Origin of the sequence: Flavobacterium sp. UBA7680 (genome assembly GCF_002482975.1) — a bacterium.
Lineage (GTDB): Bacteria > Bacteroidota > Bacteroidia > Flavobacteriales > Flavobacteriaceae > Flavobacterium.
This window is the reverse complement of record NZ_DLHA01000054.1, coordinates 23,089-39,255: the sequence shown is the minus strand read 5'-3', so window position 1 is coordinate 39,255 and position 16,167 is coordinate 23,089. Positions and strand designations below refer to the sequence as shown.

10 protein-coding genes are annotated in these 16,167 nt (G+C 35.8%); all 10 read right to left on the bottom strand.

The window, feature by feature from the left end:
- Positions 1 to 12 precede the first annotated feature (12 nt).
- Positions 13 to 1,380 carry a glycan-binding surface protein gene (locus B3C18_RS22220; RefSeq protein ID WP_291151999.1) on the bottom strand — a complete coding sequence of 456 codons (1,368 nt, stop codon included), beginning with the start codon at positions 1,378 to 1,380 and terminating at the stop codon, positions 13 to 15.
- Positions 1,381 to 1,414: 34 nt separating this feature from the next.
- Positions 1,415 to 3,046 (bottom strand): RagB/SusD family nutrient uptake outer membrane protein, encoded by a 1,632-nt coding sequence (locus B3C18_RS22215; protein ID WP_291151996.1) that lies wholly within the window; start codon positions 3,044 to 3,046, stop codon positions 1,415 to 1,417.
- A gap of 12 nt (positions 3,047 to 3,058) precedes the next feature.
- Positions 3,059 to 6,226: a SusC/RagA family TonB-linked outer membrane protein gene (locus B3C18_RS22210; RefSeq protein WP_291151993.1), complete on the bottom strand. Its 3,168-nt coding sequence runs from the start codon at positions 6,224 to 6,226 to the stop codon at positions 3,059 to 3,061.
- 533 nt (positions 6,227 to 6,759) lie between these two features.
- Positions 6,760 to 7,416 (bottom strand): fructose-6-phosphate aldolase, encoded by a 657-nt coding sequence (fsa, locus tag B3C18_RS22205; RefSeq protein WP_180856806.1) that lies wholly within the window; start codon positions 7,414 to 7,416, stop codon positions 6,760 to 6,762.
- Positions 7,417 to 8,146: 730 nt separating this feature from the next.
- Entirely contained in the window at positions 8,147 to 9,472 is a 1,326-nt protein-coding gene (gene xylA / locus B3C18_RS22200) for a xylose isomerase (RefSeq protein ID WP_291151990.1), read from the bottom strand.
- Positions 9,473 to 9,480: 8 nt separating this feature from the next.
- A complete protein-coding gene (locus B3C18_RS22195; RefSeq protein ID WP_291151987.1) occupies positions 9,481 to 10,962 on the bottom strand; it encodes a xylulokinase in 1,482 nt (493 codons plus the stop codon).
- 1 nt (position 10,963) lies between these two features.
- Positions 10,964 to 11,971, bottom strand: a complete 1,008-nt coding sequence (locus B3C18_RS22190; RefSeq protein WP_291151984.1) for a GntR family transcriptional regulator — start codon at positions 11,969 to 11,971, stop codon at positions 10,964 to 10,966.
- A gap of 257 nt (positions 11,972 to 12,228) precedes the next feature.
- Positions 12,229 to 13,263 carry a glycoside hydrolase family 43 protein gene (locus tag B3C18_RS22185; protein WP_291151982.1) on the bottom strand — a complete coding sequence of 345 codons (1,035 nt, stop codon included), beginning with the start codon at positions 13,261 to 13,263 and terminating at the stop codon, positions 12,229 to 12,231.
- A gap of 23 nt (positions 13,264 to 13,286) precedes the next feature.
- Complete coding sequence (locus B3C18_RS22180; RefSeq protein ID WP_291151980.1) at positions 13,287 to 14,720, bottom strand: MFS transporter; 1,434 nt, start codon at positions 14,718 to 14,720, stop codon at positions 13,287 to 13,289.
- Between the two features lie 262 nt (positions 14,721 to 14,982).
- On the bottom strand, positions 14,983 to 16,092 hold the full coding sequence (locus tag B3C18_RS22175; RefSeq protein WP_291151976.1) for an endo-1,4-beta-xylanase: 1,110 nt from the start codon (positions 16,090 to 16,092) through the stop codon (positions 14,983 to 14,985).
- Between the last annotated feature and the right edge of the window lie 75 nt (positions 16,093 to 16,167).

Genomic DNA, 16,167 nt, shown 5'->3' with positions numbered 1-16,167 from the left:
TTTGGTGTTTTTTTAGTTAGCAAAATCATTGTAAACCGGAGTATCTAAGGATACTATTCTCCAGTTGTCTGTGTACACTTTTACTGAAGTTGGTTTTGAAGCAAATTCTACTTCACTTGCAGTTCCTGTAACGTCTTTTAGTTTTACATCAGAGTTTTCAAAGAAAAAACCAAAGTTTTGATACGTTGCAGCTTCACGATATGCTAAAACTGTTTCAAAAGTGAATGCTTCTTTAGACCATGCATAAAATTTATTTAGAGGAATAGTAACCGTTGTCCATCCTGTGGTTTGAAAAGCAACCGATTTTCCGTCAACAATCCAAGGAACATAATTATAAACAGCTCCTGTCCATTCTCCTCCATTAAAATTATTGACCATGCATATTTTTAAGAATCCAGAATCTTTCCAAACATCGGGAACGTAAACATCAAATTGTAATGCTACTTTGTCAAGCGGCGTGCTTGCCGGAATATAAGGCGTTAATTGTGTTCTCCAGTTATCGACTCCGTTTCCTGCTGTCCAAACTTCTGAGCAGCGGTTTTTGGCAGCATCAAAAGAAGCAATTCTTGCCGGACGGTGCGGTACATATTTGCCTTGCGAAATATTTCCTGTTCCTAAAGCAAGTGATGCTAAATCTTCTGGCTGAATCATACTGGTTGAAGTTCCCCAATATCCGTGTTGTCCTCTTCCGTCAAAATCTAATAAAACACCTTTTTTAAAGTTGAAATAAGCCGGAGAATAAACGCCTCCGTTTGAAGTCTGAACGAATAATGAACCTCCGTTGTCTGAAACGCCATTTGGCACTGCAACTGTAAAAAAATCACCGTCTTCATCTGAAGTAATTCCTGTTGATACTTCGATATTTCCAGGAAAAACTACTTTGCTTACTTCGGTTAAACCAGTTCCGGAAACGGTAATGGTTTCTCCTGCATTAGGCATTGTGTTTGAAATGTTTGTGATTGCTGGTTTTCCTGAACGAATTTCAAATGAAAATGTAGTTTCATTATTATCGTTTACAAATCGAATCGTGTTTCTTACGGATGGATCTGCTTCTAAAATTGGAGTATCGGCAGAAACATTGATCAGCATTGAATTATCGGATACAAAAACTACATTAAAATAAGTTTGATATCCGTTGATGTATACTCTTTTTAAGCCTGTAAAACCAGAACCTTGTATACGCAAAGCTTGTCCTAAACGGGCAAAAGTCACTTCTCTATCCGGAACGGTTGAATTTACATCTTCCAGAAAAACTTTTGAAATGGTTATGGTTCCGCCTTCAGAATCGTTATTATCACAAGAAGTAAATAGCGTACTAAAGAACATTATTCCCAGCAGTGCGATGGGTGCCCAATATTTTTTATTTAAAATATATTTCATATTAATATTTTTTAGATTGTTGTTTTTCAAAATACTAGAACAAGTCTGTTATTTTTTCTTCTGTAAATTGATACGGAACCGGATTTTCTCTCAACAACGGATTCTGAACCAGTTCTGATTCCGGATAAGGAAGAAGGAAAATTGTAGCATCGATTACGCCAATTGAACGCGGACTGCTGCTTCTTGCCGGATCTATAGATAAGGTATTTGTTGCCGAATCGTAAAGAATTGGCTCAATTGTTCCACGGTTTTGTGCCGTTACGTAGTTGATAACTTCCTGCTGTTTGTAATAAGCACGTCTCACTAAATCGTACCAATATTGTCCTTCCATTGCTAACTCAACTCTTCTTTCGTGAATGATATCGGCATAAGTTAAAGTCGTTTTTGGATCAAGACCTGCACGAACACGAAGTTTGTTTACGCCATCTAAAGCAAGTGCATCTGCTGTTGAAGCGTTGTTTCCTAAAGCCGCTTCGGCATAATTTAAATACACTTCACCTAAACGTAACATGTAAGTATTTAAAGCGGAGTTCATACGACTAATTTTAGAATTGTCTTTTGTAGAACCTACAACTCCTTTTTTTACGGTTAAGAACTCTTTTGCATGATCAACTGTATAACCTCCGTTTGATTTATTGATTTCTGGGTAGAAATCATCATCGCCCATCCAAGTTGCTTTACGGCGAAGGTCTTTTGATTCGTATTCTCTTAAAACATCATTCGAAGCTCTTGTCCAGTAACCCCAAGCGGCGTCATCTCCTGTAATATCAGAACCTAAAGCAAAATAAGCCTGATGTGTATTAATAACTCCATAATCTCCGTTTGGAACCCATTGCAAGGCAAACATCGATTCGGTATTGTTGTTGTTATCTATCATAAATAAATCGGCATAGTTTGTCATTAGACTGTATGGACCTGAATTGATTACTTTTTCGGCCGCTTTTTTAGCTAGATCTAAATATTGCTGGTTTCTTGTTCCGCTGTTTGGGTTATCGCTTACTCCCGAATATGATAGGTAAACACGAGACAACATTCCGAATGCACTGTATTTTGTTAAACGTCCGGCTTGTCCTGCAGTTTCAGGCAGATATTTTGCTGCAAATTCTAAATCGCGAATGGCAAATTCGTACACATCTTTTAATGGATTTTTGTTTACAATTGGATTTTTAACCAATTCTCTCGGGTCTGTAGAAATAATTACATCTCCCCATAAAGAGGCTAAATACCAATAGGCGGTTCCTCTCATAAAACGTGCTTCGGCAATGTATTTGTTTTTAACGCTTCCGTCTACTTTACTATCAGAAATTCCGATAATAACGTTATTCGACTGCTGTACAACATTGTATAAAGATCCCCAAGCCGAAACTAAAGGTCCTGTTAATCCTGTTTCAGATAAATCTGTAAACGGATAAACGTAATCAGAATAAGGTGCGTACAAATTATCTGAACGTCCGTCGCCTAAACCGTAATAGAATTTATCATTAAAATCAAACCAAACTCTGTTGTAAAGCGGGCCTGTTGCCGACTGAAAATCGGATTCTGATTTATAAAAATTCTCTTTTGTGATTTGATCTTCTGGTTCAACATCTAAAAGATCACTACAACTAGTCCAAACAAATGGCAATGCGATCATAAGAACCGTGTAAAATATTTTTTTTGTTTTCATAGTTTGTAAATTTTAGAAATTAACATTCAATCCAAGCGTTGTAATAATTGGCGAAGGATAACGTCCATTATCAATACCACTTAAAAGTGCATCCTGATTAATTGATCCAACTTCGGGATCATAACCTTTGTATTTTGTAAAGGTTAAAACGTTTTGAGCGTTAGAATATATCTTAATGTTTGAGATTCCGTATTTAGAATATAATTTCTTTGGAAGATTATATCCTATCGAAATATTCTTTACTCTTACATATGAACCATCTTCAACAAATCGATTACTAAAACGGTAGTTTGAAGCTGATGATGCAGACGATGCCGCAATTCTGGTCATATAAGGATCTCCGCCCACAATTTGCACATTACGATAATCGTTTGGTCCGTTTGGATCGATTAATTCTAATTGTGCGTATCCTAAAGCAGATTTCAATAAATTGGTGTTTTCACGAGGATTTTCTAACCAGCGTCTTTGGTAGTTTACGATATCATTTCCGTAAGAACCCGTCAGTAAAATGTTGATATCAAACCCCTGGAAAGAGAATGAGTTTCCGATACCGAAAGTGAAATCAGGAGCCGGATTTCCAATGTAATCGCGGTCTTTTTCGTTGATGATTCCGTCTTTGTTTACATCTTCAAAAATATAATCTCCAATCCAAACGCCGTTTTCACCAATCGCCATTCCTTCTGGCAAAGCTGTTGGTTTTACCACTCCGTCTTTATCTTTATAATAGAAATCTGTTGCTTTTTCAAATCGGCCAATCACTTTATATCCGTAAAATTGTCCAATTGCTTCTCCAACCGCTGTTCTCGTAACAGTTGTAACATCAGAACCTTGTTGAATGTTTTTATTTAATACTCCAGATTCTGTATTAAGTGCCAAAACTTTGCTTCTGTTCATCGAGAAAACAATATTTGATTTCCATATAAAATCGTTTCTCTCCATGTTGATGGTATTCAAACTAAACTCAAATCCTTTATTTTCAAGAGATCCAATGTTTACCGTTGGCGGTCTTGTAGCCCCTTGTCCAGTTGTTCCTACGTAAGCAGGAAGTGGAAGTTCCAGCAATAAGTCGTTTGTTTTTTTGTAATAAACATCGGCAACTAGTTCTACTCTGTTATTAAAAAGTCCAAGGTCTAAACCTAAGTTGCTTGAATAAGTTGTTTCCCATTTAATATCAGGATTTGCTGTATTTCCTGCCAATTGTCCAGTTCCCCAGTTTGTTGCCGAAGATCCGTAAATGGAAGTATAAGCGTAGTTTGGCGCACTTTGGTTACCAACTGCTCCCCAACCTAAACGTAATTTTAAATTATTGATGGTTTTATTTTCTTTTAAGAAATTTTCATTTGAAATTTTCCAGGCCAAAGCGGCTGACGGAAACCATCCCCAGCGATTTTCTTCTGCAAATTTTGAAGATCCGTCTCGTCTTAAAGTCGCAGTCAGTAAATATTTATCATTGAAAGAATAAAATAATCTTCCGAAGTAAGAGCTGATAGAACTTACACTGCTGGCATTTGAGTTTCTTGCTGTTGTAGCATCTCCGGCATTTAAATCTGTAGCACCGTTTGTGATGTAACCAGAACGGTATCCGTAAAGGTTTTCCCAGCTTGATTCCTGCATTTCCTGACCTAACATGGCATTAATGGTATGCGCGCCAAAAGTTTTATTGTAAGTCAATAAATTGTTCCAACTCCAAAATGCACTGTTTGATTTTGTTCTTGTTCCTTCGCGAACATCGTTTACTAATGCTCCAAAAGTATACGATGGATTAAAAGTATAATTGTTTGCAAATCCGTAATCTAATGAATATTGGGTTTTGAATTTAAGGTCTTTTGTAAAACCAATTTCAGCATACGTATTAGCTCTAATGGCGTAATTTTTATTGTGATTGTCTTTTATAGAAGCTAAACCTATTGGATTATTTTGAACGAATTCTGTAGTGTCCGGGCCGTCAAAACTTCCGTCGGCATTACGAACCGCAACGTTTGGCGTTTGTTTTAAAGCGGTTATAATTAAAGCATCATCTGTAACCGTTGTAGTTTGATTGTATTGACTTAGGGCAAAGTTTACTCCCAATTTTAAAAAGCTTTTTACCTGAGAATCTACAACTCCTCTTAAATTGAAACGGTCAAATGAAGAACCAATTGCTATACCTTCCTGGTCTAAATAACCAATTCCTAAAGAGTAAGTTGTACTTTCTGAGCCTCCTGAAGCTGATAAATTGTAACTCTGCATTAAAGCTGTGTTGAACAATTCTTTCTGCCAGTCTGTTCCTTCGCCTAATAAATCAGGACGAATGAAGGTATTGTCAAGTTGTACAATTCCCAAATCTGAACGTGTGTTTTTTAATGTTCCGTATTCTCTAAGGTTTAATAAATCCAAATGTTTCGGAATTTCCTGCCATCCTACATAACTGTCAAAGTTTAAAGTAAGATCGCCTTTTTTACCACGTTTTGTAGTTACGATAATAACTCCGTTTGCCGCTCTTGAACCGTAAATTGCAGTTGCAGAAGCATCTTTTAAAACATCCATCGAAACAATATCTGACGGATTAATCATTGAAAGCGGATTCGTGTTTACAGAACTTGTTGTATTGTCGATAATTACACCATCAATTACAAAAATGGGTTCATTTGATCCGGTTAGCGAACTGATACCACGAATACGAATAGAAGAACTTGCTCCCGGCGCACCGTTGTTTGCCTGTACGTTTACACCCGCCGCACGTCCTTGTAAAACCTGCTCGATTGATGTTGTTACAGATTGTGTAACTGCCTGACTGGTTACAGATGAAACAGAACCTGTTAAGTCTGATCTTTTCATGGTTCCGTAACCTACCACAACAACTTCTTTTAAGCTGCTTACATCTTCTTCAAGTGTTACATCTATTTTGCTTTTGTTGGCAACTGCAACGTCTTTTGAGCTATAACCTATAAAGCTGAAAGATAAAGTTGCATTTGCAGGAACCGGGCTGATGGTATACGTTCCGTCAAAATTAGAAACCGAACTGATTTTAGTTCCTTTTACAAAAATGTTTACTCCCGGTATTGGTCCGTTACTATCAGAAACTGTTCCTGACACAGTGGTTTGTGCATTTACCGCAGCAGAAAATACTAACATCAGGATTAAGTACCCTAAATTTTTAAAGTATTTTGATTTGCTTTTAGTAATTAAAAGGTTAGTCATAAATAATTAGTTTAATGAGTTAATAGTATGGTTTAGTTAGTTTTTTTTATGAAATGATGCAGAAGCTGTTTTCAGAATAAAAACAATTCATAATCATTATTAAAACAAATATATATAAAAAACAACAATACACAATCGGTTGCGTTAATTTTATTTAAGAATTATAAAAAAATACCACGTTAAAAAAACACATAGTTCATATATATTGCTAAAAAATTAAATTATAATTATTTTTAATAACTCGTTCAACTGAAAGATTATGAATAAAAAGCTGTTTTATTCAAAATACTAAAAAAAGTATAAATTATAGAATTTAAAATATTTTCAATATCTCTACATCGTTTTAGTAATACTAAAATTACAGAATAATTGAATTTTTAACTTAATATTCTAAAGGAAAGCTGAATACGAGCGCATCTCTAAAAATATTTGATTTAAAAACAAATCAAAAAGGCAATCGGTTGTTGAAAAGTTACAAAAAAAGCCCTTTTCACGAAGAAAAGAGCTTAGTCATTGCGTTGTGTATTTAGGGTTTAGAGATTCATTTTTTTAGCATCTTCAACAAACTGTTTTAAACCAATATCAGTAAGCGGATGCTTCAATAATCCTTTAATTGCCGAAAGCGGCCCGGTCATAACATCTGATCCTACTTTAGCACAATTTACAATATGCATGGTATGTCTTACCGAAGCAGAAAGTATTTGCGTTTGATAATCGTAATTATCATAAATTTCCCTGATTTCGGCAATAAGATGCATTCCGTCTGTTGAAACATCATCTAATCGTCCTAAAAACGGAGAAACATAAGTCGCTCCGGCTTTCGCCGCCAATAAAGCCTGACCTGCCGAAAACACTAATGTTACATTAGTTTTAATTCCTTTTGAAGAAAAGTATTTACAAGCTTTTATTCCGTCACCAATCATGGGTAATTTCACCACAATCTGCGGATGTAAAGCTGCAAGTTCCTCTCCTTCTCTTATCATTCCGTCAAAATCAGTAGAAATTACCTCAGCAGAAACATCGCCATCGACAATATTACAAATGTCTAAGTAATGTTTTAAAATGTTGTCTTTTCCTGTAATTCCTTCTTTTGCCATCAAAGACGGATTTGTCGTTACGCCGTCAAGAACGCCAAGCGATTGTGCTTCTCGAATGTCTTCCAGATTAGCAGTATCAATAAAAAATTTCATAAGTTTTTTGGTTTAAGGTTGGTTGATTGTAGAGACGCACAGCAGTGCGTCTAACGTAAAGTTTTAACGAATTGACTCTCAATTTTGTCATTTCGACTGAAAGGAGAAATCTTCGTAAGTAGCTCCGCACTGAGAATCGCCAATCTTTGTAGAGTTTCTCGCGAAGATTTCTCGTTCCTCGAAATGACAAGATTGTGGGTAATTAACTTTGTCAAAGTTTTAAACTTTGACAAAGATTGTGTGTAATTTGTAGAGACGAGCAGTGCGTCTAACATTTAGCGAGAAAAAAATGTGCATTTCGACCGATTCTGCTCTTCAAAAAACCTTCAATAAAAAAATAACTCACTTAATAATTTTATCAAACTGACTTTATTTTTAAACTTCAATTTTCAAAAAATAGTAACTAAACCTTCAATCTATTTTCTTCAAATTTAAATCTCAAAAACAAGTCATAATCTAAATACACATTCTCTCTATTTGTATCTAAAAAACTACTGAAAGAGCTGTTGAATAATTGATACTTTCTACAGCTATCACATTAAAATTTATCAAGTTTCTTTAGATAGTTTCTCACTAATAAATTTTAAACACATAGATACATAGTTTTTCTTTGTCCATAAAGGCGTTTCACTTGTTTAAATAAACATAGCTATGTGTAAAAATCTTGATTTTTTTTTCGTCTCTTTTTGTAAAAACTCAAACCTATGTTTCTATGTGTTTAAATAAATTATTAAATATATTGGTTAATGATATTTTCAAACAATTCCTGCTTACCACTTTGAAGCGTTAACTCTCCGTTTTGATTTGCGATATCGTATAAATCTTTAAGGTTTAATTTTCCGTTTTCGAAATCTTTTCCTTTTCCGGCATCGAAAGAGCTGTATCTTTCTGTTCTTAATTTTTCGTAAGGAGAAGAAGTGATGATTTTATCAGCAGTCAATAAAGCTCTTGCAAAAGTATCAGCACCGCCAATATGCGCTAAGAAAACATCTTCTAAGTCTGTAGAATTTCTTCGGATTTTAGCATCAAAATTAACTCCACCGCCTTGTAATCCGCCGGCTTTTAAGAAAACTAACATCGCTTCAGTAGTTTCCTGAATATTATTTGGGAATTGGTCTGTATCCCAACCGTTTTGGTAATCACCTCTGTTGGCATCAATACTTCCTAACATTCCCGCTTTTGCTGCAACTTCTAATTCGTGTTGGAAAGTGTGCTGCGCCAATGTTGCGTGGTTAACCTCGATGTTGATTTTGAAATCTTTATCTAAACCATATTCTTTTAAGAATCCAATTGCAGTAGCTGAGTCAAAATCGTATTGGTGTTTTGACGGCTCCATTGGTTTTGGTTCAATAAAGAAAGTTCCTTTAAAACCTTGTGCTCTTGCATAATCTCTGGACATTGCCAGGAATTGTGCCATGTGGTCTAATTCTCTTCCCATATCTGTGTTTAGTAAAGACATATAACCTTCTCTACCTCCCCAGAATACGTAGTTTTCTCCACCTAAAGCAATTGTTGCATCAAGCGCTAATTTTACTTGTCCACCCGCTCTTGCTACAACATTAAAATCAGGATTTGTAGCTGCTCCGTTCATGAATCTTGGATTAGAGAAACAGTTTGAAGTTCCCCAAAGCAATTTAATTCCAGAATCTGCTTTTTTCTGTTTTAAGTAATCTGTAATGAATGCTAAACGTTTTTCTGATTCTGCGAAAGTTGCTCCTTCAGCAATCAAATCATAATCATGAAAACAGAAATAATCGAATCCCATTTTGCTGATAAATTCAAAAGCAGCATCTGCTTTATCTTTTGCCGCCTGATACGGATCTGAAGACTGATCCCAAGCAAATTGCTGCGTTCCTGGCCCGAATGGATCGCTACCTTGTCCGCAGAAGGTGTGCCAATACGCAATAGCAAATCTAAAGTGCTCACGCATAGTTTTTCCAGCTACAACTTGGTCTGGATTATAATATTTAAATGCCAACGGATTATCGGATTCTTTTCCTTCAAATTTTATTTGGCCAATACCTTTGTAGTATTCTTTATCTCCTAAAACTATCATTTGTTCTTTTATTTAGTTGTTAATATTAATTCTAATTCTTGTTTCCATTTCTGGTAAGCCGTTTCATAAGGTGCTGCGTTGTGAAGTGGTAAAAACGTCATTACGTGATCGTTGTCGCTAACATTAGCTCCAAATTTGCTGTAATCACCATCTTTTAAACCAACTGCTCTTGCCGCACCAACTGCTCCGGTTGTATTATAAATTTCAATTTCGTGACCAATTAAAGTTGCCACCGTATTAGAGAAAATTTCAGATCGGAAAAGGTTATCATTTCCGGCTCTAATTACATTAATCGTCGCATTATCCTCTTTTAAACATTCCATTCCGTACACAAACGAAAAAGCAATTCCTTCAAGAGAAGCTCTAAACAAATGTGCGCTGTTATGAATATTTAAGTTGAGGTTTAAAAAATGTGTCCCAATGTTTTTATTGTTGAACATACGTTCCGCACCATTCCCAAACGGAATCACAACAACACCTTCTGATCCAACCTCAATATTGGAAGCTTTTTCATTCATTGCTTCATAACTTTCGTTACCCATATTATTACGAAGCCATCTGTACTGAATTCCTGCTCCGTTAATATTTAAAAGTTTACCAACTCGTGGCGTTTCCAATTCGTAGTTTACGTGAACGAAATTGTTTACTCTCGTACTTTTTCCAGATGACATTTCGCTTACCGCATAAAATACGCCCGAAGTTCCGCCCGTAGCCGCTACTTCTCCCGGATTTAAAACATTCAAAGCCAAAGCATTATTAGGCTGATCTCCCGCTCTGTAAACAATTGGAATTCCTGCTGGAAGCCCTGATTCGATAGAGGCTTTTTCAGTAACAACTCCCTGATTCGTAAAATTCTCTACAATTTTTGGAGTTAATGATGTATCAATTCCATAATAATCCAAAAGCCAATCGGCTACTTTATTTTCTTTATAATCCCAAAGCATTCCTTCAGACAAACCGTTTTTGGTAGTCGTTACTTCGCCTGTCAATTTCAAAGCGATATAATCTCCCGGAAGCATGTATTTATCAATTTTATTGTAAACTTCAGGTTCGTTTTCTTTCACCCATTTTAGTTTCGAAGCCGTAAAATTTCCCGGAGAATTCAGTAAATGTTCCATACATTTTTGCTCTCCAATTTCGGCGAAAGCCTTATTCCCAATTTCAACCGCACGGCTGTCGCACCAAATAATCGAATTTCGAAGCGCATTTCCAGCTTTATCCACGATCACTAATCCGTGCATTTGGTACGAAATACCAATTCCCTGAATTTTCGATGCATCAATATTAGCTTCACGAATCGCCCTTTTGGTTGCCGTACAAATGTGCTGCCACCAAATTTCTGGATCCTGCTCTGCCCAATCCGGGTGAATCGACAAGATTTCCATTTCGTTTTGCGGTTCATTCAAAACGATTACTTTTTTACCCGTTTCTGCTTCAACCAAGGCTGCCTTGACCGAAGAACTTCCAATATCATATCCGATATAATACATACTACAATGATTCTCTTATTATTAATTTTGTCGGCACATAACACTTCGTTTCTTCGTCATGCGTAATAAATGCCGCTGCTTTGGTTCCTAATTCTTTGAAATCAGTTGACACAACTGAAATTCCTTTGTATATAAATTTCTTCATTGGCGTTTCGTTGTACGACAAAAAACCAACGTCTTTTCCAGGTTCAAAATCTTTCTCTTTACATTGCTCTAAAAAGTATCCTAAAATCCTGTCACTTACACTGATATAGGCAATCCCTTTTTCGATATTGAACCTTTTAGGATCTGTAATAATTTCATATTCAAAGCTGAAATCAGCACAGAATTTCTTAAAAAAATCAACCGTTTCCTTCGGGTGATTTGTAAAATCCGGATACACAAATTGTATCTTTTTATACTTTTTAAACAAATCAGCCGCTTCTGTCAAAGACTCATAAAACGCTTTTCCAAAATCCTGAAAAACATAATTATAACTTTTATCTGCCTGAATATTCCAGTCTATCAAAAGCAATTTATCTTTTGAAATTGCCGACAAAGCCGGAGCAATTTCCTTATGATCAAAATTCATCACCACATATTTGTAATACTTCCCAATTCCGTTATTGATGATCGTTTTAAAAACATCAATATTATAATGATGAAACTGCACATCAGTAATCACATTATCCGGCAGATTATTCACAAACGAATGGTACAAAACCTCTTTATACGCTTTAAAAGTGTCTAAAACCAAAAGCACTTTTCTAGTTTCGCCCGAAACGTAATAGCCTTTATTCGGCACAGATTCAATCGTATTCTGATCTTTTAAAATCGTATACGCCTTAAAAACTGTATCTCTCGAAAGCTGATATGTTTTGCAGATTACATTTACTGACGGAAGCAAATCTCCCTTTTGCAAAATGTTCTCGGCAATTGCATTCGTAATCCCGTCAACCAATTGCTGGTACTTCGGAATATCACTATCGTGATTAATTATAAACTCAAATTTTTCTTCTTCTTTTAGCATACCGTTCTGTTCCGTTCTGTTATGCTAAAGTAAATAATTGTATCTTATAAAAAAATACTTTTTGCATTTAAATTGTTAACTTTTAAATCTGTTTCGACTTATACTTTGGGCGTGCCCCTCCGGGTCGGGCTATACGTTTCAAGTCCTCGCACTTCCTTCGTCAGGCTGTGGGCTTTCCACTGCTATCCCTCACGCAAACCAACCCCACCAGAAATAGTAAAACCAACACAACCGATTGTATTTTTCAAGAAATTTTTTTAATCTATCAATCTTCTTATTCCATACGGGTCAATTGTAACAATCGAACCATCTTCCAGATAATCAATTTTAGTTACTTTCATACTTCTTAAATGCGTTACACCTTTTGACAAACTCGAATCGTGATAAAACAAATACCATTCGTTTTCAACCTCACAAATAGAATGATGCGAAGTCCATCCCACAACCGGATTCAAAATTCTTCCCTGATACGTAAACGGTCCATACGGATTGTCGCCAATTGCGTAACAAATAAAATGCGTATCTCCTGTTGAATACGAGAAATAATATTTCCCGTTGTATTTATGAACCCACGAAGCTTCAAAAAAACGACGGGCATTATCTCCAGCCAGCAGAATTTCTCCGTTTTCATCCAGAATTTTAATCTCTTTTGGTTCTTCTGCAAACTCTAGCATATCATCACGAAGCAAAGCTACAATTGGGCCTAAAGCAGGTTCATTTCCAGAAGGTTCTTCATTATCCTGATCGTATTTATTATTTCTGTATTTCTGCAGCTGTCCGCCCCAGATTCCGCCAAAATAAATATAATGTTTACCGTCTTCATCTTCAAAAACTGCAGGATCAATACTGTAACTTCCTTTTATAGCATCTGGTTCTGACTTGAAAGGCCCTGCGGGAGAATCTCCAACGGCAACTCCAATCTGGAAAATTCCATTAGCACGTTTGGCAGGGAAATACAAATAATACTTTCCGTTTTTCTGTGCCGCATCTGGTGCCCACATTTGTTTTTCGGCCCAGGCAACATCTTTTACATGTAAGGCAACACCATTATCCACCGCTTTTGATGAAATATTTTCCATCGAAAAAACGTGATAATCTTCCATTCCAAAATGATCTCCGTTATCGTTAAACGGAATTCCGGCATCGATATCATGTGACGGATAAATATAAATTTTACCATTAAATACATGCGCCGACGGGTCGGCTGTATAAATGTGAGAAACTAAAGGCTTTGAAATCGCCAGTTCATTAATTTCCTCGAAATTAATTTGTTCAATGCTATCTTCAGGCATAGTAATATCTTGGTTTTAAATAATTAAGTTCTTCTTTCTTTTAATTCGGTTTCGATCTGCACTTCCATTTGTTTGTTGATTTTATAGAAAAACAATAATCCGGCTCCAATTAAAAATGGAATTGCAGGAAAAACGCTGACCAACAATTTGATTCCGTTAATCGCTGTTTCTGTTTGTACAGGAGAATTTGGCGCATAATGAAAATATCCTAAAAACAAGGTTGTCAAAGCGCCGCCAATACTTAATCCCGCCTTTAAACCTACCATCATTGCCGAAAAAATAATCGCCGTCGCGCGGCGATTGTTCAGCCATTCCGAATAATCGGCAACATCGGCAATCATCGCCCAAAGAATCGGGATTGTGATTCCGTAGAAAAATCCGTGTAAGATTTGGGAGAAAAACATGAAACTAATTGACGTTGGCGGGAAGAAATAAAAAGCAATAATAAACAATGTCGAAATGAATAAAAACAATCCGAAAACATTTCGTTTTCCGTATTTATCTGCCAGGTTTTTAGACAATGTAATTCCAACAATCATAAAGATAATTCCGCCCGCATTAAACAATCCAAATCCGGCTGAAACAGGATCGTTACCAAAATGATTCAAACCAATATTCGATAACGTATCTAAAATAGGCTGAATAAAAATCGCCAATTGCTCTTTATCTACATAGTTTTCAAAATAATACACATACGAACCGCCTTTCATTGCCAGCGTAATAAAAACCAAAGTGGTAAGTGAAAGCATAATTATCCACGGTCTATTTTTTACTAAATCACTTAAATCTTCTTTTACACTTGATTTTTGTTCCGGTTTAGGAATAATTCTTTCTTTTGTCGTCAAGAATGTGATTAAAAGCATAATCGTTCCAATAATTGCCAAAACCGTCATTACTTTCTCGATACCAATTGCTTTATCTCCATTTCCCGCGCTTTTTATAATGCCGAGCATAAAAACCTGAACAAAAAACTGCGCAAACATAACGGCCACAAAACGGTACGATGACATACTGTTTCTCTCTGACATATCACCTGTAATAACACCACTTAAAGCGGAATACGGTAGATTATTTCCCGCATAAAAAAGCAGTAATAAAGTATAGGTTACAACCGCATAAATTACTTTTCCTTTATAAGAGAAATCAGGAGTTGAAAACGCCAATAAAGCAACCACGCCAAGCGGAATTGCAGTTGCCAAAATCCACGGTCTGAATTTTCCCCATTTTGTACTGGTTCTATCTGCTAAAACGCCAATAATGGGATTAAAAATAAAAGCTGCAACTAAACCCACAATCAACATGATGATAGAAGAATCTGTTGGCGATAATCCGTAAATATCGGTGTAGAAATAAGCCAGATACGTCATCAAAGTTTGAAAAACTAAATTGGCGGCTAAGTCTCCTAAGCTGTATCCTATTTTTTCTTTGATGGATAATTTTTGTGAAATGTTATTCATTTTGTGGTTTGTGGTTAGTTAGTTTTTTTCTTCTGCAAGGTTTTCAAAACCTTGTAGGTTTAAAATTGTTTTATAATGCCTTCTCAAAATACCTACAAGGTTTTGAAAACCTTGCAGGAAAAGCGAATTTCGGTCAAAACAATCGGTTGTGTAAAATTATACAAAAAAACATATTACGCAAATTTACTTTACTTTATTTCAAGAATATTTTTAAAAACAACCGATTGTTAATAATATTTTAACTCAAAGCCTTTTTAACTCGTTATTCTTCCGTTTTCTTCAACTTTAAAATGCTATCGTAAGCTTGTTTATGCTTTAAAGTTGCATCAAATGGAAGCGGATAATTGGTTCTTCCTTTTATCGGCCAGTCATTTAACCACGATTGTCCGTCATAAACGCCCCAAAAAGTAACTCGGCTGATTTTGTCTTTATGTTTTAAAAATAGTTTAAAAATCGACGCGTACCGTTCTGCCAATTGTGTCTGAACAGAATCCGGCAATGATTTAGGATATGGATTCATTTTAGCACTTCCTTCAAAATTCTGATTGACATCAGCACCTTTCAAATCCCACGGATTTGGCAGCACGGTAATATCCAATTCTGTAAAAGCAACTTTAATTCCCAATGCCGAGTATTCTAAAATACTTTTTTCAATTTCTTCAATCGACGGACTCTGTAATCTCCAATGTCCCTGAATACCAACGCCGTCAACTTTTCCTCCGGCTGCTTTTATCTTTTTGATTAAGGTAATTGCTCCGGCTCTTTTTGCTGGTTCTTCGATATTATAATCGTTGTAATACAACTCTGCTTTTGGATCTGCTTTTTCTGCGAGTTTAAAAGCATCAACAAGGTATTTTTCGCCAAGCGTTTTCAAAAAAACAGATTGTCGCAAAGTTCCATCATCGTTTAAAGCTTCGTTTACAACATCCCACGAATTGATTCTGCCTTTATATTTGGAAACAATTGTCGTGATATGATCTTTCATAAAAGCTTTCATTTCTGTACTATCTGCTATTTTTTCCATCCAAGGCGCTAATTGACTGTGCCATATTAAAGTATGTCCATGAATAAACATTTTATTCTTTTCTCCATATGCCACAAATTTGTCCGATAAAGCAAAATCATATTTATCTTTTTGCGGATGCGTGAACATCGACTTCATAATATTTTCCGGCGTTATTGCATTAAATTCTTTCTTAATTAATGAATCTACTTTTGCATCTTTTTCTTCAATTTGATCTGCACTTAAAGCGGTTCCGATATAGAAATCGTTTTTGTAAACGTCTTTTAATGAAGCGGTTTCTTTTTGCGATGTACAGCTTACTGTCAGCAAAGTCGTGACGGCAAATAAATAAGGTTTAATAAAATTCATATATTTTTGGTTTAATAGTTAATAGATTTTTCTTTCTCAACGGAGACCTGACAGGTTTTTAAAACCCGTCAGGTC